Origin of the sequence: Paramesorhizobium deserti, assembly GCF_001558695.1 — a bacterium.
GTDB classification, from domain to species: Bacteria; Pseudomonadota; Alphaproteobacteria; order Rhizobiales; family Rhizobiaceae; genus Paramesorhizobium; species Paramesorhizobium deserti.
Genome location: NZ_LNTU01000001.1, coordinates 982,862 through 1,007,521, shown reverse-complemented (window position 1 = coordinate 1,007,521; position 24,660 = coordinate 982,862). Strand labels below are relative to the sequence as shown.

Annotated in this window: 25 protein-coding genes and 1 pseudogene; 13 read left to right on the top strand and 13 right to left on the bottom strand. The window is 61.3% G+C overall.

Annotated elements, in window-relative coordinates; translation table 11 throughout:
* Positions 1-870: a C40 family peptidase gene (locus tag ATN84_RS04730; protein WP_425287376.1), complete on the top strand. Its 870-nt coding sequence runs from the start codon at positions 1-3 to the stop codon at positions 868-870.
* A gap of 59 nt (positions 871-929) precedes the next feature.
* Here the strand turns inward: ATN84_RS04730 and ATN84_RS04725 are convergent, their stop codons facing one another.
* A complete protein-coding gene (locus ATN84_RS04725; protein ID WP_068880317.1) occupies positions 930-1,931 on the bottom strand; it encodes a 2-hydroxyacid dehydrogenase in 1,002 nt (333 codons plus the stop codon).
* 191 nt (positions 1,932-2,122) lie between these two features.
* Between ATN84_RS04725 and ATN84_RS04720 the strand changes: the two genes are divergently transcribed.
* Positions 2,123-2,692, top strand: a complete 570-nt coding sequence (locus ATN84_RS04720) for an SH3 domain-containing protein (protein ID WP_068880316.1) — start codon at positions 2,123-2,125, stop codon at positions 2,690-2,692.
* A 75-nt stretch (positions 2,693-2,767) separates the two neighbouring features.
* Here the strand turns inward: ATN84_RS04720 and irrA are convergent, their stop codons facing one another.
* Positions 2,768-3,202, bottom strand: coding sequence for an iron response transcriptional regulator IrrA (gene irrA / locus ATN84_RS04715; protein ID WP_201026309.1), 435 nt, complete (start codon positions 3,200-3,202; stop codon positions 2,768-2,770).
* A gap of 235 nt (positions 3,203-3,437) precedes the next feature.
* Between irrA and fabA the strand changes: the two genes are divergently transcribed.
* The 3 genes from fabA (at position 3,438) to fabI (ending at position 6,195) form a co-directional block, all read left to right on the top strand.
* A complete protein-coding gene (fabA, locus tag ATN84_RS04710; protein ID WP_068880315.1) occupies positions 3,438-3,953 on the top strand; it encodes a 3-hydroxyacyl-[acyl-carrier-protein] dehydratase FabA in 516 nt (171 codons plus the stop codon).
* Positions 3,954-4,131: 178 nt separating this feature from the next.
* Positions 4,132-5,364, top strand: a complete 1,233-nt coding sequence (gene fabB, locus ATN84_RS04705) for a beta-ketoacyl-ACP synthase I (protein WP_068880314.1) — start codon at positions 4,132-4,134, stop codon at positions 5,362-5,364.
* Positions 5,365-5,379: 15 nt separating this feature from the next.
* A complete protein-coding gene (gene fabI / locus ATN84_RS04700) occupies positions 5,380-6,195 on the top strand; it encodes an enoyl-ACP reductase FabI (protein WP_068880313.1) in 816 nt (271 codons plus the stop codon).
* A gap of 50 nt (positions 6,196-6,245) precedes the next feature.
* Here fabI and ATN84_RS04695 read toward each other — a convergent pair whose 3' ends face one another.
* From ATN84_RS04695 to ATN84_RS04655, 10 genes are all read right to left on the bottom strand, one after another.
* Positions 6,246-7,244, bottom strand: coding sequence for a type II secretion system F family protein (locus tag ATN84_RS04695; RefSeq protein ID WP_068880312.1), 999 nt, complete (start codon positions 7,242-7,244; stop codon positions 6,246-6,248).
* An 8-nt stretch (positions 7,245-7,252) separates the two neighbouring features.
* Entirely contained in the window at positions 7,253-8,266 is a 1,014-nt protein-coding gene (locus ATN84_RS04690; protein ID WP_068880890.1) for a type II secretion system F family protein, read from the bottom strand.
* Between the two features lie 19 nt (positions 8,267-8,285).
* Positions 8,286-9,752 (bottom strand): TadA family conjugal transfer-associated ATPase, encoded by a 1,467-nt coding sequence (locus tag ATN84_RS04685; RefSeq protein WP_068880311.1) that lies wholly within the window; start codon positions 9,750-9,752, stop codon positions 8,286-8,288.
* 23 nt (positions 9,753-9,775) lie between these two features.
* Positions 9,776-11,056: a CpaE/TadZ family protein gene (locus tag ATN84_RS04680; RefSeq protein WP_068880310.1), complete on the bottom strand. Its 1,281-nt coding sequence runs from the start codon at positions 11,054-11,056 to the stop codon at positions 9,776-9,778.
* Positions 11,057-11,074: 18 nt separating this feature from the next.
* Positions 11,075-11,767 (bottom strand): CpaD family pilus assembly protein, encoded by a 693-nt coding sequence (locus ATN84_RS04675; RefSeq protein WP_068880309.1) that lies wholly within the window; start codon positions 11,765-11,767, stop codon positions 11,075-11,077.
* 14 nt (positions 11,768-11,781) lie between these two features.
* Positions 11,782-13,329: a type II and III secretion system protein family protein gene (locus ATN84_RS04670; RefSeq protein WP_425287366.1), complete on the bottom strand. Its 1,548-nt coding sequence runs from the start codon at positions 13,327-13,329 to the stop codon at positions 11,782-11,784.
* Positions 13,330-13,541: 212 nt separating this feature from the next.
* Complete coding sequence (cpaB, locus tag ATN84_RS04665; protein WP_068880308.1) at positions 13,542-14,348, bottom strand: Flp pilus assembly protein CpaB; 807 nt, start codon at positions 14,346-14,348, stop codon at positions 13,542-13,544.
* A 113-nt stretch (positions 14,349-14,461) separates the two neighbouring features.
* Complete coding sequence (locus ATN84_RS04660) at positions 14,462-14,983, bottom strand: A24 family peptidase (protein ID WP_068880307.1); 522 nt, start codon at positions 14,981-14,983, stop codon at positions 14,462-14,464.
* A gap of 36 nt (positions 14,984-15,019) precedes the next feature.
* A complete protein-coding gene (locus tag ATN84_RS26615; RefSeq protein ID WP_153020090.1) occupies positions 15,020-15,187 on the bottom strand; it encodes a Flp family type IVb pilin in 168 nt (55 codons plus the stop codon).
* Between the two features lie 76 nt (positions 15,188-15,263).
* Positions 15,264-15,470: a Flp family type IVb pilin gene (locus ATN84_RS04655; protein ID WP_068880306.1), complete on the bottom strand. Its 207-nt coding sequence runs from the start codon at positions 15,468-15,470 to the stop codon at positions 15,264-15,266.
* Positions 15,471-15,900: 430 nt separating this feature from the next.
* On the opposite strand from ATN84_RS04655, the gene ATN84_RS04650 reads away from it, so the two are divergent.
* The 3 genes from ATN84_RS04650 (at position 15,901) to ATN84_RS04640 (ending at position 17,649) form a co-directional block, all read left to right on the top strand.
* On the top strand, positions 15,901-16,257 hold the full coding sequence (locus ATN84_RS04650) for a pilus assembly protein N-terminal domain-containing protein (protein WP_068880888.1): 357 nt from the start codon (positions 15,901-15,903) through the stop codon (positions 16,255-16,257).
* A gap of 224 nt (positions 16,258-16,481) precedes the next feature.
* A complete protein-coding gene (locus tag ATN84_RS04645; protein WP_068880305.1) occupies positions 16,482-17,015 on the top strand; it encodes a TadE/TadG family type IV pilus assembly protein in 534 nt (177 codons plus the stop codon).
* Between the two features lie 34 nt (positions 17,016-17,049).
* Positions 17,050-17,649, top strand: a complete 600-nt coding sequence (locus ATN84_RS04640; protein WP_153020089.1) for a TadE/TadG family type IV pilus assembly protein — start codon at positions 17,050-17,052, stop codon at positions 17,647-17,649.
* A gap of 11 nt (positions 17,650-17,660) precedes the next feature.
* Here the strand turns inward: ATN84_RS04640 and ATN84_RS04635 are convergent, their stop codons facing one another.
* A complete protein-coding gene (locus tag ATN84_RS04635) occupies positions 17,661-18,590 on the bottom strand; it encodes a phosphate/phosphite/phosphonate ABC transporter substrate-binding protein (protein WP_068880303.1) in 930 nt (309 codons plus the stop codon).
* Between the two features lie 217 nt (positions 18,591-18,807).
* Between ATN84_RS04635 and ATN84_RS04630 the strand changes: the two genes are divergently transcribed.
* From ATN84_RS04630 to dnaA, 5 genes and pseudogenes are all read left to right on the top strand, one after another.
* Positions 18,808-20,043: a phosphopentomutase gene (locus ATN84_RS04630; protein WP_068880302.1), complete on the top strand. Its 1,236-nt coding sequence runs from the start codon at positions 18,808-18,810 to the stop codon at positions 20,041-20,043.
* Positions 20,036-20,929: a bifunctional DNA-formamidopyrimidine glycosylase/DNA-(apurinic or apyrimidinic site) lyase gene (gene mutM / locus ATN84_RS04625; RefSeq protein ID WP_068880301.1), complete on the top strand. Its 894-nt coding sequence runs from the start codon at positions 20,036-20,038 to the stop codon at positions 20,927-20,929. Before ATN84_RS04630 ends, mutM begins: the two co-directional genes overlap by 8 nt.
* 36 nt (positions 20,930-20,965) lie before the next feature.
* Entirely contained in the window at positions 20,966-21,739 is a 774-nt protein-coding gene (locus tag ATN84_RS04620; protein ID WP_068880300.1) for an enoyl-CoA hydratase, read from the top strand.
* A 221-nt stretch (positions 21,740-21,960) separates the two neighbouring features.
* Positions 21,961-22,227 (top strand): 30S ribosomal protein S20, encoded by a 267-nt coding sequence (gene rpsT / locus ATN84_RS04615; protein WP_068880299.1) that lies wholly within the window; start codon positions 21,961-21,963, stop codon positions 22,225-22,227.
* A 931-nt stretch (positions 22,228-23,158) separates the two neighbouring features.
* Positions 23,159-24,601: pseudogene (dnaA, locus tag ATN84_RS04610) on the top strand (chromosomal replication initiator protein DnaA); the annotation flags it as partial.
* Positions 24,602-24,660 lie beyond the last annotated feature (59 nt).

Genomic DNA, 24,660 nt, shown 5'->3' with positions numbered 1-24,660 from the left:
ATGCCGGAGCAATTTGCTCTAGACCGCCGCCTCCATGCCTTCCGCCCTGATCTCGCCGATAGCAACCTGCGCGGCAGGGTGGAGGCAGGCCGCTTCACCGAAGGAAAGCCGATGCGGGTCGCGCTGCCGGTGATCGATCTGCGCGGTGAGCCGCGTCCCGACAGCGGCCCGCAGACACAGCTTCTGCTCGGCGACGAGGTGCGGGTTTTCGAGGAGGCCGACGGCTGGTGCTGGGTGCAGGCGGCGCGCGACGGCTATGTCGGCTATGTCAGCGATTTTTCGCTGGAGCAGCTGCGCGGCAAGTCGACCCATGTGGTCTGCGTTCCCCGCACTTTCCTCTATCCCGGGCCGGACCTGCGCTTTCCCCACAGCCAAGCGCTTTCGCTCGGCTCCTGCATCGCCGTCACCGGCGAGGCGGAAACGCGTGGAACGCGATATCTGATACTCGAAAGCGGTGAAGCGGTCATCGCCCGTCACGTGCAGCCGATTGGAGAGTTCGCCGACGATTACGTCGCAGTGGCCGAAACATTGCTCTATACGCCCTATCTCTGGGGCGGCACATCCAGTTTCGGCATTGATTGTTCAGGCCTGGTGCAACTGTCGATGCTGATGACGGGAAAGAATGTCCTGCGCGACACCGACATGCAGGCAGCCACCATTGGTGCGATTGTTGAGCTCGATGCCAATTACGGCAATCTCAGACGCGGCGATCTCGTCTTCTGGAAGGGCCATGTCGCGATCATGGCCGATGAACGAACGCTCATCCATGCCAACGGCCATACGATGAGCACGACATTCGAGCCGCTGCGCGATGCGATCGAGCGCATCGCCTATCTCTATGATCATCCGACGGTGGTCAGAAGGCCATGAGTGATAAGGGGATAAGGGAGTAGGGGAGTATGCTTGCAAAAACCTACTCCCTTATCCCCTTATACCTTGTCTGGCAGCACCCGGTCCGGTGGCCGGTGGCCGTCGACGAAGGCGCGGATGTTGATGATCACCCGGTCGCCCATGTCCGTCCGCCCCTCGATGGTGGCGGAGCCCATATGCGGCAGGATCACCACCTTGCCCTCGGCCGCGAGCTTGACGAGCCGCGGGTTGACGGCGGGTTCGTGCTCGAAGACGTCGAGCCCGGCGCCGGCAAGTTTGCCCTGCTCGAGCTGTTCGATCAGCGCGCTTTCATCGATGATCTGGCCGCGTGCCGTGTTGACGAGATAGGCCGCCGGCTGCATCAGCGCGATGCGCCGCGCCGAAAGCAGATGGAAGGTGGCAGGCGTCGACGGGCAGTTGACGGAGATGATATCCATGCGCGCCAACATCTGGTCGAGGCTCTCCCAATAGGTGGCCTCAAGCTCCTCCTCGATCTTCGGGCTGACGCGATGCCGGTTGTGATAGTGGATCGACAGGCCGAAGGCCTTGGCGCGGCGGGCGACGGCGGTGCCGATGCGGCCCATGCCGACAATGCCGAGGCGCTTGCCCCAGATGCGGCGGCCAAGCATCCAGGTTGGGGACCAGCCCGGCCATTTGCCGGATTCGCTGAGCACATTCGCCCCTTCGACAAGCCGGCGCGGCGTCGCCAGGATCAGCGCCATGGTCATGTCGGCGGTGTCTTCCGTCAGCACGTTCGGTGTGTTTGTGACCGTGATGCCGCGTTTGGCGGCGGCGGCGACATCGATATTGTCGACGCCATTGCCGAAATTGGCGATGAGCTTCATGTTCGGGCCGGCCTGCTCGATCACCGCCGCATCGATCACATCATTGATGGTGGGAACGAGAACGTCGGCCTCCTTCATCGCCGCGACGATCTCGGGCTGTGTCATGCGGCGGTCGTCGATATTGAGCCGGGCATCGAAGAGCTCGCGCATCCGCGTTTCAACCGGATCGGGAAGCTTCCGCGTGATCACGACCAAAGGCTTCTTCCTGCTCGACATCTCCACCTCTTCGTAAGGTCGTTCACCCCTTTTTGCACTCCGCGTTGAGACCTCCTTAACCAAGAGGGTGCAGACTGCAATCCTGTCCAGACCTGTTGTCTGTCTACCAAGGCAGCGCGCCAAAGACAAAGAAAAACACGGGACTGGCACCATGTCCCGAAGAAGTGACGGCAGAACCGGCGAGGGCGATATTGTACAAGGGTTTTCGACTGCGTTTCCCCATTCTCCTGGTGGGGGCACTATCATTTTTCCTCATGGGCGCGCCGCTCGGCATTCCACATAATCATCACGCCGCCGCTGCGGCGCCAGGGACAGTCGTCGGCCCAAGCGGATTGCCTCTGCCCCGCTTCGTCAGCCTGAAGCCCAGCCGCGTCAATCTGCGTGTCGGGCCGGGGCGTCAATATGCCGTCTCATGGCTCTTCCAGAAATCCGGTCTGCCGGTCGAGATCATCCAGGAATATGATAACTGGCGCCGCATCCGCGATGCCGACGGCACCGAAGGATGGGTCTACCAGTCCCTGCTTTCCGGCAAGCGCACGGCGATTGCCGCGCCGTGGAAGAAAGACGAGCCCGACGCCATCCTGGAGCTTTACGGCAGCCCTAGGGAGACGGCGGGCATCGTCGCGCACGTCCAGCCGGGCGTGATCGGAACCCTGGATGAGTGCAACGGCGAATGGTGTCGGCTGGAGATCAAACGGGTCAGAGGCTGGATGAAGCAATCGGAACTCTGGGGCGCCTATCCTGGCGAGAAGTTCGATTGAGCGGCATCTGCTGAAGGAAAAATGCGCAAAACAAAAGCGACCTGAAAGGCCGCTTTTTATTAGAGCGGGTTGCTCTTACTGATCCTTGCGTCGCAGGCGCACGATGATGTCGACATTGGCGATCTCGGTGCCTTCCGGCGGCTCGGGCAGATTGCCGACGACCGGCTGGCCTTTCGGACCGTTGGGAATGTCGATGACCGTGTTCTCGCCTTCGACGAAGAAATGCTGGTGATCGGAGGTGTTGGTGTCGAAATAGGTCTTCGCACCTTCGATGGCGAGAATGCGCAGCATTCCGGCCTCGGTGAACTGGTGCAGCGTGTTATAGACGGTCGCAAGCGAGACGGGCACGTCCGCGCTTACCGCCTCCTCATGCAGTTCCTCGGCGGAAAGATGACGGTCACCTTGCGCGAAGATCAGGCTCGCGAGTGCGATACGCTGCCGTGTCGGACGCAACCCGGCGAGGCGCAGACGGTCTTCAATATTGGCTACATGCGAAGAATGTATGTGCACGGTCGTTCCGTCAGCTTCGTGTCAAATTTGCCCAAAAGCGCCACAGGCAGTTGCCCATGATGCATCTCCATTGATATATGCCGTCGCAAGACGACGATCAATAGGCGTTTCCCTATGCCATAAATGCCGGGAAAAAGCCATTGGCACGGTTTTACTGTTGGAAACACTCCGTGTTAGGGATGTGTGAGATTTCGGGGCGCCGGTCAGCGTCCTGGACATATCGATGGGAGACATGATGGCAGAGCAGAAATCGAGCTACGGGTATGAGGAACTCCTTTCCTGTGCGCGCGGCGAAATGTTCGGCCCTGGCAATGCCCAATTGCCGGCGCCGCCGATGTTGATGTTCGATCGGATCACCGATATTTCGGAGACCGGCGGCGAGCATGGCAAGGGCTATGTGCGGGCGGAGTTCGACATAAAGCCCGACCTGTGGTTCTTCCCGTGTCACTTCATCGGCAATCCGATCATGCCGGGCTGCCTCGGCCTTGATGCCATGTGGCAGCTGACGGGTTTCTTCCTCGGCTGGCTCGGCGAACCGGGCAGGGGCATGGCGCTCTCCACCGGCGAGGTGAAATTCAAGGGAATGGTCACGCCGAAGACCAAGCTCGTCGAATATGGTATCGATTTCAAGCGCGTGATGCGCGGGCGCCTGGTGCTCGGCACCGCCGACGGCTGGCTGAAGGCCGATGGCGAGACGATCTATTGGGCGACAGATTTGCGGGTCGGCCTTTCCAAGGAAGCCGCGGCTTGAGGCCAATCTGGAGCGGGCGGCAGCCCGGTCGGGGATCGGCAAGCTGATATATCGATGAGCATGGCACGCCCGAAGCGGAAATTTTTTGAAGGGGCCATGCTCAAAACGCGTGAGAGAAGCACCATCTTTCCTGTTCGGGCCAAGGCCCCGGGAAAAGACAGGCGCAAAGGAGAGTGTGATGCGGCGTGTGGTCGTCACCGGAATGGGGATCGTATCCTCGATTGGAAACAACACGCAGGAGGTGCTCGCCTCGCTGCGTGAGGCCAAATCCGGCATTGTTCGGGCGGAGGATTACGCCGAGCTCGGTTTCCGTTGTCAGGTGCACGGCGCCCCGCACATCGATGCCGAGGCGCTCGAAGCCCTCGTGGATCGACGCGCCATGCGTTTTCATGGGCGGGGAACGGCCTGGAACCACGTCGCCATGGATCAGGCGATCCTCGATGCAGGGCTCGAGGAAAGCGAGATCTCCAATGAGCGAACCGGCATCATCATGGGCTCCGGCGGCCCTTCGACGCGCGCCATCGTCGAGGCCGCGGACGTCACCCGTGAGAAGGGCCCGAAGAGGATCGGCCCCTTTGCCGTGCCGAAAGCGATGTGCTCCACCGCATCGGCGACGCTCGCCACCTTCTTCAAGATCAAGGGCGTCAACTATTCCATCTCGTCGGCTTGCGCGACCTCCAACCATTGCATCGGCAATGCGTATGAGATGATCCAGTACGGCAAGCAGGACCGCATGTTCGCCGGCGGCTGCGAGGACCTCGACTGGACCCTGTCGTCGCTGTTCGATGCCATGGGCGCGATGTCGACGAAATATAACGATACGCCGGCCACGGCGTCTCGCGCCTATGACAAGAACCGCGATGGTTTCGTCATCGCCGGTGGCGCCGGCGTCGTGGTGCTGGAAGAGCTCGAGGCGGCCAAGGCGCGCGGCGCCAGGATCTATGGCGAGATCATCGGCTATGGCGCAACCTCCGATGGCTACGACATGGTGGCCCCTTCCGGCGAGGGCGCTGAGCGCTGCATGAAAATGTCGCTTTCCACCGTCAAGGAAAAGATCGACTACATCAACCCGCACGCGACTTCGACGCCGGCAGGTGACGCGCCGGAGATCGAGGCGATCCGCCGTGTCTTCGGCCCGGGCGACGACTGCCCGCCGATCTCGGCGACGAAGTCGCTGACCGGCCATTCGCTCGGCGCGACCGGCGTGCAGGAGGCGATTTATTCGCTCCTGATGATGCAGAACGACTTCATCTGCGAGAGCGCGCATATCGAAGAACTGGATCCTGCCTTTGCCGACATGCCGATCGTCCGCAAGCGCATCGACAACGCTCGTCTGAACACAGTCCTTTCGAATTCCTTCGGGTTTGGGGGAACCAATGCCACGCTGGTGTTCCAGCGTTATCAGGGCTGACGGAGAGGGAATATCATGGAAGGTTTGATGAAGGGGAAACGCGGCCTCATCATGGGCGTCGCGAACAATCATTCGATCGCCTGGGGAATAGCCAAGCAGCTCGCGGCGCAGGGGGCGGAGCTTGCTTTCACCTATCAGGGCGATGCGCTGGGCAAGCGCGTGAAGCCGCTTGCCGAGCAGGTAGGTTCCGATTTCGTCCTGCCCTGCGATGTGGAAGACATCGCGACCGTGGACGCCGTCTTCGATGAAATCGAAAAGACATGGGGCACGCTCGATTTCGTGGTTCATGCCATTGGCTTTTCCGACAAGAGTGAGTTGAAGGGCCGCTATGCCGATGTGACCACGCGTGAGAACTACAGCCGCACCATGGTGATCTCGGCCTTCTCCTTCACGGAAGTGGCGCAGCGCGCGGAAAAGCTGATGAAGAATGGCGGCTCGATCCTGACGCTGACCTATGGCGGCTCGACGCGCACCATCCCGAACTACAATGTCATGGGCGTGGCCAAGGCGGCGCTCGAGGCCATGGTGCGCTATCTCGCCGCCGATTACGGGCCTGAAGGCATTCGCGTCAACGCGATTTCCGCCGGTCCGGTTCGCACGCTCGCCGGCGCCGGTATCGGCGATGCCCGCGCCATCTTCAGCTATCAGCGCCGCAATGCGCCGCTGCGCCGCACGGTCGACATCGACGAGATCGGCAAATCCGCCCTCTATCTTCTCTCCGACCTTTCGAGCGGCGTGACGGGCGAAATCCATTTCGTCGATTCCGGCTATAACATCGTCTCGATGCCGACGCTGGACGAACTGAAAAAGACCGACGAGAACGGCGAGTGATTGGAGCTCTGACGGAGGGGCATTCCTCCTCCGTCATCACAATTACTGGATTACTGGCCGAAAAAGCCGCCCTGCGAGCTGATCTGGATGAAGGCCGGGCCTAAGATCACCATGAAGAGCACCGGCAGGAAGAACACCACCATCGGCACGGTCAGCTTCGGCGGCAGCGCCGCCGCCTTCTTCTCCGCCTCCGTCAGCCGCATGTCGCGGCTCTCCTGAGAAAGCGTCCTGAGCGCCTGAGCGACCGGCGTACCGTAGCGTTCGGCCTGGATAAGTGCCTGCGTCACCGATTTGACCGATTCCATGCCCGTGCGGTTGGCGAGGTTTTCATAGGCCTGCCGACGTTCCGGCAGGAATGACAATTCCGCATTGGTCAGCACGAATTCCTCCGCCAGTTCCACGGACTGGACGCCGATCTCCTCGGCCACCTTGCGGAAGGCGGCCTCCGTCGACATGCCTGATTCCACACAGATCAGCATCAGGTCGAGGGCATCGGGCCATGCGAGCTGGATCGACTGCTTGCGCTTGGCAGCCCGGTTGGAGACGTAGAGATTGGGCGCATAGAACCCGGCATAACCGCCGAAGATGCAGACCATGATGCGGACGAACAGCGGCTGTTCGGCCAGCACGCCGAGCCCGAAGATGTAGAACGCCGTCAGCGTCAGGCCGGCGAAGGGCAGGACGAAGCGCATGAACAGGAAGACGTTCAACGGGTTTTGCCCGCGAAAGCCGGCATTGCGCAGGGCCGCGACCGTCTTTTCGTCGGCCAGCGCCCGCTTCAAGTCGAGCTTTTCCACGAAATCGCGGATGCCCGGCTTCTGCGTGTGGCGCAGGCCGCGCCGCTTGTCGCCCTCGGCGGCGAGGCGCGCCCGCTCACGGATGCGGATGGCATCACGTTCCAGCGCGACAGTCTTCATGCGGGATTTGAGCCCGTTGGCGCTGAAGAGCGGCATCAGCAGGGTGATAAGCGTCGCGAAGACCGCGACCCCGACGAACATGGCGATCAGGAACTGCGGATCGGTCAGCTTTTGCGCGATGAGGGAAGCCATGGCAGCGCCTACATGTTGAAATTGATCATCTTCTTCATGATCAGCATGCCGATGGTCATCAGTACGGCGGAAATGCCGAGAAGCAGATGGCCCGTCTGGCTGGTGAAGAGAAGCAGGATATATTGCGGGCTCGAGAGATAGATCAGCAATGTGACGATGAACGGCAGGGCGCCGATAATGGCGGCGGAAGCCTTGGCCTCCATCGATAGCGCATTCACCTTCGCCTTCATCTTCTTGCGGTCGCGCAGCACGCGCGAGAGATTGCCCAGCGCTTCCGAGAGATTGCCGCCGGCCTGCGCCTGGATCTGGATGACGATGGCGAAGAAGTTGGCTTCGGGGCAGGGCATGGAATCGGGCATCTTCGCCACTGCCTCGGGAATGGTGAGACCCATCTGCTGCGCCTCGACGATGCGGCGGAATTCGCCGCGCACTGGCTCGCGTGCCTCGCTGGCGATCAACCGCAGGCCGTCATTGAGCGGCAGGCCGGAGCGCACCGAGCGGATGATCACGTCGAGTGCATTGGGGAACTCGTTGAGAAAGGCCTTGATGCGGCGGTTGCGCAAATGGCCGACGAACCATCGCGGCAGTCCGAAGCTGCCTGCAAGGAAGACACCCGGCGCAAGCAGCATCGGTACGCCGAGAAGAATGGCGGTCAGGGTGATCGCCACGGCCGCCGCCATCGAATAGATGTAGAACTGCCGGACCGTGATATTCAGCCCGGCCTGGGCCAGGAACATGCGAAAAGGCGGCGATTTCTGATTTTTTTCGCGCAGTTTTTGCCGGGTTTCGAGGTCTTTCAGATTGTCCTGAAGCGATTTGCGCCGTTTCTGTATCTCCGCGGCGCGGTCGTGATCGGCTTTCTTGCTGGAAATGCTGGTCGCCGATTGCTTGACGGTGTTGAGCCGGCGATCCCGGGTTTTGCCTTCGGCGATCCTGTCGAAGAGCAGCACATAGACGAGCGCGGCCGCAGCGATTGCCGCAAGCAGCGCGAAGGCGAGTGTGGAGCCCAGGGATCCGAACACCGTCAGCGCCTCCCGCCCGTCACGGCTTGGCCCTTTCCATCGCATCGAGGGCGGCGGCGAGGCGCTGCTCCTCGTTATAATAGCGGGCGCGCTCCCAGAAGGCAGGCCTGCCGATACCGGTGGAGACATGCTCGCCGATGATCCTGCCTTGGGCATCCTCGCCCTTGATGTCGTAGGTGAGCAGGTCCTGCGTGATGATGACGTCGCCTTCCATGCCCACAACCTCGGTGATGTGCGTGATGCGTCGTGAGCCGTCGCGCAGGCGCGCCGCCTGGATGATGATATCGACCGAGCCGACGATGATCTCGCGCACCGTCTTCGGCGGCAGAGTGAAGCCGCCCATGGCGATCATCGCCTCGATACGGTTGAGACACTCCCGCGGGCTGTTCGAGTGGATGGTGCCCATAGAGCCGTCATGGCCGGTGTTCATGGCCTGCAGGAGGTCGAACACCTCCGGCCCGCGTACTTCGCCGACGATGATGCGCTCGGGCCGCATGCGCAGGCAGTTCTTGACGAGATCGCGCATGGTGACCTCGCCCTCGCCCTCCAGATTGGGCGGCCGGGTTTCCAGCCGCACAACATGCGGCTGCTGCAATTGCAACTCGGCCGAATCCTCGCAGGTGATGATGCGCTCGTCCTGATCGATATAGCGCGTCAGGCAGTTCAAAAGCGTCGTCTTGCCCGAGCCGGTGCCGCCGGAGATGATCACGTTGCAGCGCACGCGGCCGATGATCTGCAGGATCTCCGCGCCGTGCGGCGAGATCGCGCCGAAACGCACCAATTGGTCGAGCGTCAGCTTGTCCTTCTTGAACTTGCGGATGGTCAGCACCGCGCCGTCGATGGCGAGCGGCGGAGCGATGACATTGACGCGCGATCCATCAGGCAGGCGAGCGTCGCAGATCGGGCTCGATTCATCGACGCGCCGGCCCACTTGGCTGACGATGCGCTGGCAGATGTTCAAAAGCTGCTGGTTGTCGCGGAAGCGGATGCCGGTTTCCTGCACCTTGCCATCCACTTCGATGTAAGTCTTGCGCGCGCCGTTGACCATGATGTCGGCGATGTCGTCGCGCGCAAGCAGCGGCTCCAGCGGGCCGTAGCCAAGCACGTCATTGCAGATGTCGTCGAGCAGTTCCTCCTGCTCGGAGATGGACATCGCGAAATTCTTGATGGCGATGATATCGTTGACGATGTCGCGGATTTCCTCGCGCGCCGCATCGGCTTCCATCTTGGAAAGCTGCGAGAGATCGATCGTGTCGATCAGCGCCGCAAACACTTGGCTTTTTGTCGTGTAATAGCCGTCGCTCTTCTCGCGCATCGGCGCGGCCGGGCGGACGGAAGACACCGCGGTCGGGCTGCCCGGCTCGATGATGGCTGCATGTGCCGGCGTTGGCTTCGGGGGTGCGGCCGGCACTGGCGCAGGCGTACCGAGCGGGCGAAAATTCGCCTCCACACGCCTGCCCCCGTCACTGCCTCTCTTGCCGAACATGGTCTATTCCGCCGCTCCGTGGGTCATTTCCTGCGCAGCCTGTCGAGGAGGCTCGTCAGTCCGCTCTTCTTCCTGCTCTTCACCTCGCCGCGGCCCGTCAGGATATGGGCGATCTCGGTAATGGCCTGCACGATCGCATGCGAGGGCTCTGTTTCGCTCAGCATGCGGCCATTATTGGCGGCATTGCCGAAGAGTTGTGGCTCGAAGCCGATAAGCGCGATTGGCTCCACGCCCAGGGGCTCGACGAAATCGCCGGGCGATATCTCCGGACGTTTTGGCACGCCGATCTGGTTGAGGATGAGGCGCGGCGGCGCATCGTTGGGCCGCAATGCTTTAAGCGTGTCGATCAGGTTCTTGGCATTGCGCAGGTTTGCGAGCTCGGGCGCGGCCACGATCACCACCTCGTCGGCGCGTGCAAGCGTCGTGCGGGTCCAGCTGTTCCAGCCATGCGGCACGTCCAGGACGACATGCGGCGCGGAGCGCTGGGCGACATCGATCAGATTGGCGAAGGCGTCCTCGTTGAAGTCGAAGGTGCGGTCGAGCATGGAGGGGGCGGCGAGCAGCGAAAGATGATCCGCGCATTGCGCCAGCAGGCGGTCGAGATAGACCTCATCGATCCGCTCCGGCGAGAACACGGCATCGGCTATGCCCTGCGCCGGGTCCTGGTCGAAATTGATGTTGGCGGTGCCGTAGGGCAGATCCATATCGGCGATCACCACATCGTTCTCGAACTGGGTCGAGATCGTCCAGGCGATGTTGTGGGCGATGGTCGAGGAGCCGACGCCGCCCTTGGCGCCGATAAAGGCGAGCGAGCGGCCGATCGGTTCGGCTTCTGGCGCAACGAAGATCGATGAGACGATGGCGATGATATCGGCCAGCGAGACCGGCGCGACGATATATTCCGAAATGCCGCGGCGGATCAGTTCGCGATAAAGCCAGACATCGTTGGAATGGCCGATCACCATCACCTTCGAGCCGGGATCGCACACCTGCGAAAGCCGTGCCAGACGATCGAGCAACGCGCGCGGCGCGGCCGAGGATTCGATGATCATCAGGTTGGGCGTCGGCGCGGTCTGGTAGAATTCGGTCGCTGCCTCGATGCCGCCCATATGGACCTTCAGATGGGTCTTGGCCATGCGGCGGTCCTCGCCCGCCCGTTCGATCGGCTTGGCGACGCCGTCTGTCTCGCAGAATGCCTGGATGGAAATGCGCGGGATCGGCCGCAGCGACTGCAGGGCGCCCATGCTTTCCTGCCGCAGGACCGGATCGGTGCTTTCATCATGTTCGTAGGCCAGGCTGTTCATTGCTCGCTTCCGCTTCGATCAGTATTCGGCTTGCCGGCTGCGCGACTCTTGCCAGACTCCGCTGAGGCTTTGTGAATTGTCCTGGTAATCGCCGATCACATTGCCGCGCCGTGTCGCGTCGATCTCACCAGGCGCGCGCGGACCGAGCAGGTCGGCCGGATTGGCGATCTGGGCCGCCAGATTGTTCTGGTTGGCGCAGCCGAAATTCGCATAATGCTTGTTCTCGGCGGTATTGAGCAGATCGTCGGGCCACCGGCCGCAGGGTCCCGTCGCGGCGGTCATCGCATAATAGCTGATGCGGATCGGCGCGGCTTCGGGCGACTGCGCCGCATAGGTTTCCGTCGCGATATTGCCTTGCCGCACGCCACCCTTGCGCAGCACATCCGCGATCTCGGTGCTCAGCCTGTAGGCCGCCGCCTCGTTGGGCGCGCCTGACGGCAGCATGATATAGACCATGCCGGAGCCGTTTGCCCGATAGTTGACGAGCGCGTTCTGCACGATGCTGCGCTGGCTGGGGGTGAGACGCCGGTCGCCATGGCTGACGGGAATATCCACCACCTGCTCGCGCTCGGCGATGGTGATCGGGTGATTGGTGCGGTAATCATCCGGGAGCGCGCCGGTTGTCATGTTCCGGTTGCTGGCGCAGCCGGAAATGGCAAGGGCCGCCAAAAGCGCCAGGGCGGGCTTGCTGCGGAAGGATTGTCTGAGCATCACCGCGTTCCCCTTTATTTGTAGATATAGCCGACGACGCCGTGATAGCGTCCGGCTGGCAGTTGCGCCTGGGCCGTGCCGTACACGCGGTTGACCCGGCCGAGAATGTAGCCGGCGGCGTCGCTGGCCGGCGCCAGATTGTCGTCGGGCCGCGCGAGCGCGTTGCGCGCCACGGGACGCACCAGATAGGGCGTGATCAGGATGACCAGCTCCGTCTCATTGCGCACGAAATCGCGGCTGCGGAAAAGCGTGCCGAGAACCGGGATCTTCGACAGTCCGGGATAGCCGGAGATCGCCTGCCGGGTTTCGTCGCGGATGAGGCCGGCGATCATCATCGAGCCGCCGGAGGGCAGCTCCACGGTGGTGTCGGCCACGCGTCTGCGCAGCGACAGGATGTTGCCTGCCGGGCTCGACACGCCGCCGCTCATGGCGATCGAGGATTCCAGGACCGGTTCCGAGACGGCGGTGCGCACCTTCAGGCTGATGCGCCCCGGCGAGAGCACCACCGGCATGAATTCGAGGCCGATGCCGTATTCGATCTTTTCATGCGTGATGACAGGGGTTTCCTTGCCGGTGACCCTGTTAACCTCGACTTCCTGGCCGCTGATGATGTTGTATTCGCCGCCCACCTTGAACGTCGCCTTCTCGCCGGAAATGGCGGTCAGCGTCGGTTCGGCGAGCGTCTTCATCACGCCCGCCAGTTCCATGGCGTTGAGGTAGGCCGTAAGGGTTCCGCTGCCGAACTCGCCGGAGATCGCGGCGCCGGAGTTGGTGATCGCCTTGCCGACAAAGCCCGCGACATTCTCCGAGATGCCGCCATAGCTGATGCCGTCGGCGCTGCCCGAGCCGATCATGTTGACGCCGAGCTGCTTCATGACGGAGCGATTGACCTCCGCCACCGTCACCTTCAGCGTCACCTGGTCCTCGCCGGTGATCTTGATGAGATTGACGATCTTGCTCGAGCGACGCTGCTGGTCCGGATTGTTGATATCGACGCCGCCGCCGTCGGTCGGCGCCGAGGCGGTGGTCGTGTATTGCCCGGTGGTCGCTTCACCGCCCGAGACGAAAAGCCCGGCCAGTTTCGCCGCCCTGGCCGAATCCTGCGGCGTCTGTACGGTCCCCGTCAGCACGACGTTGTCGTTGATGAGCTCGACGGTAATGTCGGAACCCGGAATATATTTCTTCAGATAATGGTTGAGACCGGCCACATCGCGCTCGATCTCCAGGTCGAGGCTGGCGATCTGCTCGCCGTTTGGCCCGAAGACGAAGATATTGGTCTGGCCGACCTGCTTTCCGAAGAGATAGATGCGCCGTGACGTACGCGTCACGGCATCCGCGACCTCCGGATTGGCGACGAGGATATCATAGGCATCCTGCGGCAGGTCGATGACGATCGATTTGTTCAATCCCAGCTTGACCCGCTTGGCGCCGCCGTTCTGGCCCGTCAGCCGCACGACGTTGCTTTCGGCATGGGCTGGCGGGGTGACGGTCGCGGTTAGCGCGAGAAGGGCGATGGAGAGAGGAACGGCGATTCCTGCTTTAACGAAACCGCGATACGCCACCCTCTGTCCTACCGGACATCTCCCCCGCAAGGGGGGAGATTGCCTGGCATCGATGACGGCACTAGCCTTACAACAGCGATTGGCGGAAGCGGAACTGACAGCGTAATCTCCCTCCTTGCGGGGGAGATGCCCGGCAGGGCAGAGGGGGGCGCTGTCCCGCAAGCGTTTCCGCTTTAATGTGAGATGCTCCAAAAGCGGGTTGCTTTTCCTATTCATTTCGCCCCCACTTCAATCACGGTTCCCGATTTGATGAGTTTCACCGTTCCGCGCCGCCCGGGTGCTGAAACCAGATAGTCGGCTTCCTTTTCCGCGGGCTCCTGCGCGTCAAGTGTCGAGCGCAGCGCGAGGCTCAGACGATCCGCCATCTGCTGCGCAACCGTAATGATCTCCGCCTGCTGCGGCGTCACTTCCAGCGTCGCGGTCTGGCCGACGATGACCTTGTTGCCCTTTTCGTCTTCCTGGATGGCCTGGTCGATGGCCAGGACGCGAATGTTCTCCAGGATCGTTTCGGTCAGGAAGCGTCGCCCGCCGCCGTCGCCCTCCTGCCTGCGCGTCATGATCACGTCGACGAAATCATTGGGAAGGATGAAGCCGCCGGCGGACGTATCGGCGGAGATCTGCGTCGCCACGGCGCGCATGCCGGGCGGCAGCATCGCCGACATGAAGCTCTGTCCGGGGCCGATCAGCTTGGCCTTGCGGATGGGCTCGCCCGCCATGAACTGCAGCCGGACGGTCGATCCCTTGAGCTCATCCATAGCCTGCGGTTCGGCGCTGCGCGTGATATAGCCGTCGCTGATCGCCTCGGCCGGCCAGGACTGCCAGCGCATCTGGTCGCGCACTTCCGTGCCGACACCGAGATTTTCGGTGGCGACGAGAACATCCCGCAATTCGATCTGTGGTGCGGGCGCGGCGGTCTCGACGACGGGTGGCGGCGCTGCCGACATGCTCATCGCGATATAGCCTGCCCCTGCGGCGGCAACGACCGCGACGGCCAGAACGACCAGGCGTGCTGATCTCATTTTTCCCACCCTGCACAACTGCGCCCCAATACGCGAGCCGAACATGCAGCGGGAATCGTGTAATTATGGTTAACGCAATCTTATCGCCGGGCAGAAAAATTTAATGGTTGAGTTCAGATGGATGAAAGCCGGTCGAGAACCCAGGCGCCGGGCGCGGATTGCGGGAAGGTGAGAAGGCCGGCCGCACCCAACGCGATGCCGTAGGGAATGCCGATATCGTGCTGCGCCAGGCGGCGCATGAACTCGAAGCGCCCCGCGACGACGGCGATGGGCGATCTGCGATAGGCCAGGATGGCCAGCGTCAGCATGCCGCCCAGCACGGAGGCCGTGGCAAGATAGGCGACCAGCTGGATATCCCAGCCGAACCAGACGGCGGTCGCCGCCATCAGCTTGGCGTCTCCCCCGCCCATGGCGCGGATGGCGAAGAGGCCGAAGGTCACTGCCAATATGGCAAGGCCGGCGGCGAAATGCAGGGAATAGACATCCCATGCCATGCCGGTCAGCGGCGCGAGAACGGCGAAAGCGCCGACCAGGATCAGCGATACCCGATTCTGGATGGTCATCGACAGGAGGTCGGAGACCGCAGCGAATGCCATCGCGAAAGGAAACACAATGAGAATGGCCGCTTCGATCATGGCTCCCCCAAAACCAAAAATGCGCGCATGGCGCTGCTATTTCATCGCGTCGGAAACAAGTGTCGCGATGGAATCCAAACTAAGGCTCGCGGCGAGCTGCAGGATTCCTGCAAGAATAGCAATCGAGACGAGTGCGCCTATCAGACCGTATTCAACCGCAGCCGAACCAGCTCGATCATGAAGAAGAGCTTTAAAAACTGTCATCGAGGCGCATCCTGAAACAGAAATGATAATTGCCGCCTACATGAAAGGCGGCAATTATGTTCGACATGGCGGAATATTAATTCGGCGTCGTGCCCTTGTTGATGTCGTCGTCTGTGCCGCCGCCGATGGTCGTAGCGATCTTACCGAACTTCGCGTCAATGTTGTTGCCGAGAACGGTAGCACCGCCGATCACGGCGACGGAGATGAGGGCGGCGATCAGGCCGTATTCGATGGCGGTCGCGCCGGATTCATCCTTGGCGAAACGAACGAAAAGGTTCTTCATGTTTTTGGCTCCTGAAATCTTTGTTGTTACAGCACCCCGTCAACTGTTTTTGATCTCGTTGATCGGATGGCCGGAACCTAGAAGCACGGAATTGCAATCGGCTTAAAAAACAGCCTTAGGAAAAGGTAAATCCGCCCCTTGCATGGAATTGGTTAATCCAAGGCAAATATTTTCCTGATGTTTTGAAGTAACGTAAGGTTGTTGTTTTTCCCCCGAATTTTAGGGCTTCTGAATGTTCCCGGATTTCGTGCGTCGCCATTATTGGACGAGCTCGATGAGAAGGGTCGATCCACGGGAGAACCGGCTTAATCGTTCCTTCACCAATCTCCTTCATTTTCGGGCAGGAACCACCGGGGGCAGGAGAAACCGCGTGTCATATAAGGGGCGATACGATTTGCGAGGCGCGATAGTCGGGGCCTCGGCCTTTCTTATGGCTTCGTTGGCCGGAACGGCAGGCGCGTCCGCCGATGAGGGCATCAAGCTGGTCACCAATCAGGCGCGTGTCCTGCGTTTGGCGCGCCCGGCGGATACGGTCGTCGTCGGCAATCCGGAGATCGCCGATGCCGTGGTGCAGGACGCCAGGACCGTGGTGCTGACCGGCAAGGGCTTCGGCGTCACCAATATCGTTATTATCGATGCAGACGGCAGCGCCATCGTCGATGATCAGATCGTCGTCGGCCGCGATGATACCAAGACCACGCGGGTCTATCGCCGTGCCGACGTGCAGATGCTCTCCTGCACGCCATTCTGCGAGAAAGCCTATCAGGGCAGTGGCGCCGTCAATTGACAATCGAAGATCGCGATCAGTTTCCGCGCCCTCGTCATGGTTGACGGAGCGTGAATATTTCCGTTCGAATTTGACGTCTCGCTCATACGGGAAAGCAAGATATCCGTGCCTATGATCCCGGCCATAATAAAGGGTAGGGGCAGTGGGATATGCGGGGCGCGGGATTTGCGGCGGGGAATGAGGCCGCCAACGAGCAATCGACACGGTTGAGGATTTCAGCGCGCATGGCCGCCTTGTTGCGTGGCTTCAGGCGCGACCGCAGCGGCACGACGGCGGTCGAATTCGCCGTGCTGATCTTTCCCTTCATGATCCTCATTTTCTCGGTCATCGAGGTCTGCATCAGCTTCATGGGGCAGCAGCTCCTTTCGGACACGACCGACAGGATCGCACGGCAGCTGCGCACCGGCGAGTTGAGGGCGACGGATGTGGAGGGCAGGAAGCTGCATGATTTGATCTGCGCGCGGCTGGAGATTTTCGTGCCGGCGGGCTGCCCCGAACTCTCCGCCAATCTCAAGACCTATCCGAACTACGAAAGTGTGCCGAAGAGCGGCATCGTCGATGCCACGGGCCATCTGCGTCTCGGCGATACGGTCGATCCAGGCGGCGCGACGTCGATCAACCAGATTAACGTGCTCTATCGTTGGCCTCTGCTGACCGACATCATGCGCCGGCAAATGCAAAGCGCCGGCGGCGACGGTAGATTTCCGCTGTTCGCCACCAATACCTGGCAGAACGAACCTTTTCCGGATGATCGATAACAGCGTCCAGCGGATGGGGATTGGGGGAACGGATATGCCGAGATTTCAGAACTGCCGGAGAAGGCTTGCGGATATTGTTAGCCGGTTCAAAGACGACAGATCTGCCGCCGCAGCGGTGGAGTTCGTTCTGGTCGTGCCGCTGATTGTCCTTGCCTATCTCGGGGCGATCGACCTGACCGAAGGCATCGAAACCGACAAGAATGTCAGCCGGACCGCCGGGATCATCGCCAATATCGTCGCTGCCCAGCAATCGAGCGTATCAAGGACGCAACTGGACGATATCGTGAAGATCGGGGAAGCCACGCTTTTCCCCTATGATCGCGCCAAACCGGGTATCAGGATAACGGCCATTCAGGTCGCTTCGACACCTTCGGCCAATCCGCCGGCCACCGTCGCCTGGTCATATGCCAGCGGCAAGCTGTCGCCGGACCCGAAGAACAGCACGATCGATATCCCCTCGGGGTTCCGCACCAACGATACGTTTCTCATAAAGGTCGATGTCGCGCTGACCTACGTGCCTGTCACCACATGGGGCATGCGCAACATCGTATCGATGGATGGCGGCCTCCCGCTCGCGGAAACCTATTACTTCGCGCCGATCAATTCGATAACCATCGCCTGCCAGAGTTGCTGAGCGGCAGGCTTTCAAAGTTCTTTCGTCTGGCCGGTTATGGCCGAGAGCATCTTGAGCGGCAGGCGGTAGTCATGGGTCCCGACGGCAACGAAACCGCCGCCATGCACCCGGTCGATAAGATCGTAGGTTTCGGGATCGCTGGTGGAGAGTGAAACCAGAAAACGGCGCAGGATCAGCTTCGCGTCGGGCGCGAGATTGGCCCGTACGGCATGCGGTCCGTAGCGCAGAAGCGAGGATTCCCAGGCGATGCGATAGCTGTCCTGACCGAGCCCCTGCTCGGAAAGCCGCGCCAGCGTTCCGCCCTGGGGCTGCTTTTCGGCTCCGTTTGCCGGCACCCAGCCGAAAAAGCCGTCGATCTTGCCTGATGCGAACAGTTTTTCGGCCTTTTCGAGCGACCCGGCATTGATGAATTTGTCATGGGCAGCATCGGCTTCCTTGCCCGACAGCATATAGGTCGAGACCGGAACGAGTGACGCCGCCTTGGCCGTATCGGACGGCAGGGCGATCTCCGCGTTCTTCAGGTCCTTTGCATCGACGCCCGGGCGCACAAGCAGGATCGAGCGGATGCCGAGGGAGCCGTCGGTGCCGACAGGGGCGACCAGAGGCTCCACGCATTCGCAGGCCAGATAGGCGGCGGCATAGGCGGCCGAGGTCTCCATCGCGTAGTCGATGCGCTCGGTCGCCTGCGCGTCGATCAGGGCAGGTATGTCAGGCAGGACCACCAGGTCTACGGGCACGCCCAGCGCCGTCGCATAGGCCGATTTCAGCTTGCTGATCTCCGCGGGATTGAGCTCGGCCACGCGCGGCGCCGCCACGCCGATGCGGAAGCGCCCCATTTCCTTGCGCCAGTCGGCCTCGGCGGGGCTGCTGAACCCCAGGATGGCGATAGCGCCGAGAAATATCGTTCTGGAAAGAGCACGAGCCGAAAGCACAGAAAGCATTGTCCAAATCCCCGATGGTTGCCCACTTGGTTGGTTGCCCTTTGATGGCAATGCTTTGTTCGCCCTGAACTTGATCTTGCCGGTTCAAATCTTAAGAAAGAGTTAAAATTCACCCGGCGGCATTAACCATATCGGTCATCCCGATAAGAATTGGTTCGCCGTTTGTCTTCGGACCGGTCTTCTCCTATCTCTATGCCAGGCATTGAAAGAAAACTGCATGGCACGGGTCTTCCTTTTCGTACTTGATTCCTTCGGCATCGGCGGCGCGCCGGATGCCGGACAATTCGGTGATGCGGGCGCTGACACGCTCGGTCATATCGCTGCCGCCTGCGCTGCAGGCGCGGGTGACCGGGAAGGCTTGCGCAAGGGGCCGCTCGCGCTGCCGAATCTGACCGCGCTCGGCCTTGCCAGGGCCGCGGAGCTGGCGACGGGCAGGGTTCCTGAAGGGCTTGACGGCAATGTGCAGCCGCGGGGCATGTGGGGCGCGGCAGAGGAGATTTCGCGCGGCAAGGATACGCCGTCCGGCCACTGGGAGATCGCCGGTGTTCCCGTGTCTTTCGACTGGGGCTATTTCCCGCATGAAATCCCGGCCTTCCCGGCCGATCTCCTTGAAAAGATTGCTCGCCATGCAGAAATCCCGGGCACGCTCGGTAATTGCCACGCCTCGGGCACCGAGATCATCGAGCGCTTTGGCGAGGAGCATATCCGCACCGGCAAGCCGATTTTCTACACATCGACGGATTCCGTCCTGCAGATCGCCGCCCATGAGACGCATTTCGGTCTGGAGCGCCTTTATGCGCTTTGCGTGGTCGCGCGGAAGCTTGTCGATCCGCTCAATATCGGCCGGGTCATCGCTCGGCCTTTCACCGGCGAAACGGCATCGACCTTCCAGCGCACCGGCAACCGCCGCGACTATTCCGTGCCGCCACCGGAACCGACCGTCCTCGACCGGCTGACCGAGGCCGGGCGTAATGTCATTGGCGTCGGCAAGATCGGCGATATCTTCGCCCATCGCGGCGTGCCTGATGTGCGCAAGGCCAATGGCAATATGGCGCTGTTCGATGCCACGCTTCAGGCGATGAAGGATGCGCGCGACGGCGATCTGGTGTTTACCAATTTCGTCGATTTCGACATGCTCTACGGTCATCGCCGCGACGTGCCGGGATATGCCGCCGCGCTCGAAGCCTTTGACCACCGGCTGCCCGAGGCGTTTGCCCTGATGAAAGCGGGCGATCTCCTTGTCCTGACGGCCGATCACGGTTGCGATCCGACCTGGAGGGGCACAGACCACACGCGCGAGCGCGTGCCCGTTCTGGTCCATGGCGCGGGGGCGGGCACGATCGGCATCCGGCCGACCTTTGCCGACATAGGCGAGACCGTCGCCGCCCATCTCGGCCTGCCCCGGGGCAGGCATGGTACGAATTTCCTGAACGACGCGGTGCAGAATGCCTGAATTGCCGGAGGTGGAGACCGTCCGGCGCGGCCTGCAGCCGGTCATGGAGGGCGCGCGGCTCGTTTCCGTCGAGCAGAACCGCGCCGATCTGCGTTTTCCCTTTCCCGAGCATTTTGTGGAGCGGCTCACGGGTCGGCGCATCGAGGCGCTGGGGCGGCGCGCCAAATATCTGACGATCCACCTCGAGGGCGGTCTCTGCATCATCAGCCATCTCGGCATGTCCGGCTCCTACCGCATCGAACTGGATGACGGGGCTGAAACGCCTGGAGCGTTCCACCACGACCGCTCGAAGAACACGCGGCACGATCATCTCGTCATGAATATCGAGCGCGAGGGCGGCGGCGCGGCACGCATTATCTATAATGACCCCCGGCGCTTCGGCTTCATGGCCCTGGCCGAGCCGGGAATGCTCGACAGCCACCCGATGCTGAAGGGGCTGGGCATCGAGCCGACGGGCAACGCGTTGAGCGGCTCATTGCTGGCGGGCCTCTTCGCCGGCCGGCAGGCGCCACTGAAGGCGGCTCTCCTCGACCAGCGGCTCATCGCCGGCCTCGGCAATATCTATGTCTGCGAGGCGCTGTGGCGCGCCGGCCTCTCCCCCTTGCGCAAGGCGGCTACCATCGCCACGCCGACAGGCCGCAAAGCCGCCAGGGCCGAGGCTCTCGCCTTCGCCGTGCGCGATGTCATCGCCGATGCGATCGCCGCGGGCGGATCGAGCCTGCGCGACCACATTCAGACCGACGGCACGCTCGGCTACTTCCAGCACAGCTTTTCCGTCTATGACCGCGAAGGCGCACCTTGCCCGCGGCCCGGCTGTAGTGGCACGGTGGAGCGCATCGTGCAAAGCGGACGTTCGACCTTCTTCTGCTCCCGCTGCCAGACGTAATCATCACCGGTACCACGCTTTCCAGGAGGACCTGCCATGGCCTATGAGAATATCATCGTCGAAACACGCGGCCCCGTCGGCCTGATAAAGCTCAACCGCCCGCAGGCGCTCAATGCGCTCAATTCAGCCCTCCTCGGCGAGCTGAACGCCGCGCTTGCCGCCTTCGACGCCGATGGGCGGATCGGCGCGATGGTCATCACCGGTTCGGAAAAGGCTTTCGCCGCCGGCGCCGACATCAAGGAGATGCAGTCGCTGGAATTCGTCGATGCCTATACGAAGGATTTCCTCGGTGATTGGGAAAAGGTGACGCGCATCCGCAAGCCGATCATTGCGGCCGTGGCCGGTTACGCGCTCGGTGGCGGTTGCGAGCTGGCGATGATGTGCGATTTCATCATTGCGGCGAAGACCGCCAAGTTCGGTCAGCCGGAAATCACGCTGGGCGTGATGCCGGGCATGGGCGGCACGCAGCGTCTCGCCCGCTTTGTCGGCAAGGCCAAGGCGATGGACCTCTGCCTGACCGGGCGGATGATGGATGCCGAGGAGGCGGAACGCTGCGGGCTGGTGGCGCGTGTGGTGCCGGGCCAGGATCTCCTTGAGGAGGCGATCCAGGCCGCCGAAAAGATCGCGTCCTTCTCGCAGCCCGTCGTCATGATGACCAAGGAGACGGTCAACCGCGCCTATGAGACGACACTTGCCGAGGGCCTGCGCTTCGAGCGGCGGCTCTTCCATTCCATGTTCGCGCTCGAGGACCAGAAGGAGGGCATGGCGGCCTTCACCGGCAAGCGGACGCCGTACTTCAAAAACCGATGAAAAATCCTCAAGCGACCTCGGGGGAACCCAAATGAATGGTAATGAAAACCATCATGCTGCGATCGGTGCGCCATGGCCGCGAGAATCCTGCGGGAATGCATTGACGCGAAGGGAAAGCTGATCTATAAGCCCGCCACGGTTTGGCGGCCCTTCGTGGCTGCCCTAATAGTTTTGTGCCCGGCGCTATCGGCCGGCTAGCTGACAGAAAAAGAGAGGCATTCATGGCCAACACTCCTTCGGCCAAGAAAGCGGTGCGCAAGATCGACGCCCGCACGCAAGTCAACAAGGCGCGCCGCTCGCGCGTCCGCACCTTCCTGCGCAAGTTCGAGGATGCGGTTGCCAGCGGTGACAAGGCAGCCGCGCAGGCTGCATTCAAGGTGGCCGAGCCGGAGATGATGCGTGCTGCGAGCAAGGGCGTTGTTCACAAGAACACGGCTTCCCGCAAGATCTCCCGTCTTGCCAAGCGGCTCAAGACTCTGACCGCCTGACCATTTTTTTGGCGCAATTTTATAGGAACCCGGCTTATCATTAGCCGGGTTTTTTGTTTTCGGCGCAATGGGTTGGCAAAATCCCGGCTTGATGGGGCGATCGTCCGCATCCACATACGGGTAATAATTGTGTAAAAAAGCGTTTGTATCCTGAAAAGACGTTGGCGTAATTTTTTTAATATTATCAATGAGTTGCGTATCTTTATCAACAGATATCCACAGGCTGGCCGGGAATCCGCGAAGCCGCAGAATGTCAAGCAGTTTTTTAAATTTTTTTTCAAGCCTGCGGCAATTGCCGGAAGGACAAAACAGGCCACCGAAAAACGCATTGAATCCGAAGACCTTATCTCATTTGCCATTTTTATCCGCCAAATTGAGGAGCCTCCTGACCGCAGCAAACACTTAAAAAACGGTTACCTTCGCACTTGCCCTCGACACCTAGGGTTTTGTAATGTCCTCTCATCAAGAGGGATGGGCCCCGTGGGTCCAGTGTCAAGCAAAAACAGCCGTCCAGTTCGAACGTAGGCGATGTCTGCGAACAGGATTCTGTTGTCGAAATATGGCTGTTCGAGGCGGGGTGCGCTGTAGTGCGTTTTCATTCATTTACCGGTTGTTTACCGGAACGAACTTTTGCGCGGCAAATGAAAATTGAGTGGTTGTTGAGCGGCGGCGTACAGGCAATCAGCATGGAGTGAAAGGAGACTGAGTCGTTGGGCCAGCCGGTCGGCTGGATGATGCGGGGTCCGAGGGACCAGGAAATGAGAAAGCGCTGAAACGGCGCGCCGGATTTAGAATGACAGGCGAGGCGAGAATGATATTGAGCAGCAAGGCGAACAAAGAGATGCGCAACGAGGCGTACAACACCGCCATTCCGGCAATACCGACTTCAGCTTGCGAGAGGAATGCAATGGATCCGAGCGTCAGTACCGGCGAGGCGGCATTTGAACGGCTGACAAGCAAACTGAAAGCGCGTGTCGGCAGCGAAATCTATTCCAGCTGGTTCGGTCGCCTGAAGCTTGACGAGATATCCAAGAGCGTCGTCCGCCTCTCCGTCCCCACGGCGTTCCTGCGTTCGTGGATCAACAATCATTATGCCGATCTCCTGACGCAGCTCTGGCAGGAAGAAAACGATCAGATCCTGAAGGTCGAGGTTGTCGTGCGCAGCGTCAGCCGTGCTGCACGGGTGCCGCTTGTGGCGGCGTCGGGCGAGACCACCGAAACGCGGGTGCCTGTTCGCGAGAAGATCGCTTTCCCCGTCGGCCAGACCAGCAGCGAAAAGCGCATCCCGCAGGCCATCGCGGAAGCCGCAAGCCAGGGCGCCGTATTCGGTTCGCCGCTCGATCCGCGCTATACGTTCGAGAGCTTCGTCGACGGCGCTTCCAACCGTGTCGTCCTCGCCGCTGCCCGCACTATCGCCGAGGCAGGCTCCAGCGCGATACGCTTCAACCCGCTCTTCATCCATGCCTCGGTCGGCCTCGGAAAGACCCATCTCCTGCAGGCGATCGCCGCTGCCGCGCTGAAGCGCCATGAAAAGGCGCGGGTCGTCTATCTGACCGCCGAATATTTCATGTGGCGTTTCGCCACCGCCATCCGCGACAACAATGCGCTCTCCTTCAAGGAGCAGCTGCGCGATATCGACCTGCTCATCATCGACGACATGCAGTTCCTGCAGGGCAAGTCGATCCAGCATGAATTCTGCCATCTCCTGAATACGCTGCTCGACAGCGCCAAGCAGGTTGTCGTCGCCGCCGACCGCGCACCCTCCGAGCTGGAATCGCTTGATGTGCGCGTGCGCTCGCGGCTCCAGGGCGGCGTCGCGCTGGAAATCGCCGCGCCGGACTATGAGATGCGTCTTGAAATCCTCAAGCGTCGCCTCATCGCCGCGCAGGCCGAAGATCATAGCCTCGACATTCCCGATGAAATCCTCGCCCATGTGGCGCAGACCGTCACCGGATCGGGCCGCGAGCTGGAAGGCGCTTTCAACCAGCTGCTTTTCCGCCAGTCCTTCGAACCCCACCTTTCCATCGATCGCGTCGATGAACTGCTCGGCCACCTCACCCGTGCCGGCGAGCCGAAGCGTATCCGCATCGAGGAAATCCAGCGCATCGTGGCGCGCCATTACAATGTCTCCAAGCAGGATCTCCTGTCCAACCGCCGCACGCGCACCATCGTGAAGCCGCGGCAGGTGGCGATGTATCTCGCCAAGATGCTGACCCCCCGTTCGCTGCCGGAAATCGGTCGCCGCTTCGGCGGGCGCGATCATACGACGGTCCTGCACGCCGTGCGCAAGATCGAGGATCTGGTCGGCGCCGATCAGAAGCTGGCGCAGGAGCTTGAACTCCTGAAGCGGCTCATCAACGATCAGGCAGCCTGATCCTTCTTCCAAGGCTGATTAAAGCAGCGTTATCAACAGAAAGCCGGTTCGTGCGGGGC

Excerpts from the sequence above, each read along its gene's own strand:
- ATN84_RS04730 (WP_425287376.1), top strand. The coding sequence starts at position 1 with ATGCCGGAGCAATTTGCTCTAGACCGCCGCCTCCATGCCTTCCGCCCT.
- ATN84_RS04725 (WP_068880317.1), bottom strand. The coding sequence starts at position 1,931 with ATGTCGAGCAGGAAGAAGCCTTTGGTCGTGATCACGCGGAAGCTTCCC.
- fabA (WP_068880315.1), top strand. The coding sequence starts at position 3,438 with ATGGCAGAGCAGAAATCGAGCTACGGGTATGAGGAACTCCTTTCCTGT.
- fabB (WP_068880314.1), top strand. The coding sequence starts at position 4,132 with ATGCGGCGTGTGGTCGTCACCGGAATGGGGATCGTATCCTCGATTGGA.
- fabI (WP_068880313.1), top strand. The coding sequence starts at position 5,380 with ATGGAAGGTTTGATGAAGGGGAAACGCGGCCTCATCATGGGCGTCGCG.
- ATN84_RS04695 (WP_068880312.1), bottom strand. The coding sequence starts at position 7,244 with ATGGCTTCCCTCATCGCGCAAAAGCTGACCGATCCGCAGTTCCTGATC.
- ATN84_RS04685 (WP_068880311.1), bottom strand. The coding sequence starts at position 9,752 with ATGTTCGGCAAGAGAGGCAGTGACGGGGGCAGGCGTGTGGAGGCGAAT.
- ATN84_RS04680 (WP_068880310.1), bottom strand. The coding sequence starts at position 11,056 with ATGAACAGCCTGGCCTACGAACATGATGAAAGCACCGATCCGGTCCTG.
- ATN84_RS04675 (WP_068880309.1), bottom strand. The coding sequence starts at position 11,767 with ATGCTCAGACAATCCTTCCGCAGCAAGCCCGCCCTGGCGCTTTTGGCG.
- cpaB (WP_068880308.1), bottom strand. The coding sequence starts at position 14,348 with ATGAGATCAGCACGCCTGGTCGTTCTGGCCGTCGCGGTCGTTGCCGCC.
- ATN84_RS04660 (WP_068880307.1), bottom strand. The coding sequence starts at position 14,983 with ATGATCGAAGCGGCCATTCTCATTGTGTTTCCTTTCGCGATGGCATTC.
- ATN84_RS26615 (WP_153020090.1), bottom strand. The coding sequence starts at position 15,187 with ATGACAGTTTTTAAAGCTCTTCTTCATGATCGAGCTGGTTCGGCTGCG.
- ATN84_RS04655 (WP_068880306.1), bottom strand. The coding sequence starts at position 15,470 with ATGAAGAACCTTTTCGTTCGTTTCGCCAAGGATGAATCCGGCGCGACC.
- ATN84_RS04650 (WP_068880888.1), top strand. The coding sequence starts at position 15,901 with ATGGCTTCGTTGGCCGGAACGGCAGGCGCGTCCGCCGATGAGGGCATC.
- ATN84_RS04645 (WP_068880305.1), top strand. The coding sequence starts at position 16,482 with ATGGCCGCCTTGTTGCGTGGCTTCAGGCGCGACCGCAGCGGCACGACG.
- ATN84_RS04640 (WP_153020089.1), top strand. The coding sequence starts at position 17,050 with ATGCCGAGATTTCAGAACTGCCGGAGAAGGCTTGCGGATATTGTTAGC.
- ATN84_RS04635 (WP_068880303.1), bottom strand. The coding sequence starts at position 18,590 with ATGCTTTCTGTGCTTTCGGCTCGTGCTCTTTCCAGAACGATATTTCTC.
- ATN84_RS04630 (WP_068880302.1), top strand. The coding sequence starts at position 18,808 with ATGGCACGGGTCTTCCTTTTCGTACTTGATTCCTTCGGCATCGGCGGC.
- mutM (WP_068880301.1), top strand. The coding sequence starts at position 20,036 with ATGCCTGAATTGCCGGAGGTGGAGACCGTCCGGCGCGGCCTGCAGCCG.
- ATN84_RS04620 (WP_068880300.1), top strand. The coding sequence starts at position 20,966 with ATGGCCTATGAGAATATCATCGTCGAAACACGCGGCCCCGTCGGCCTG.
- rpsT (WP_068880299.1), top strand. The coding sequence starts at position 21,961 with ATGGCCAACACTCCTTCGGCCAAGAAAGCGGTGCGCAAGATCGACGCC.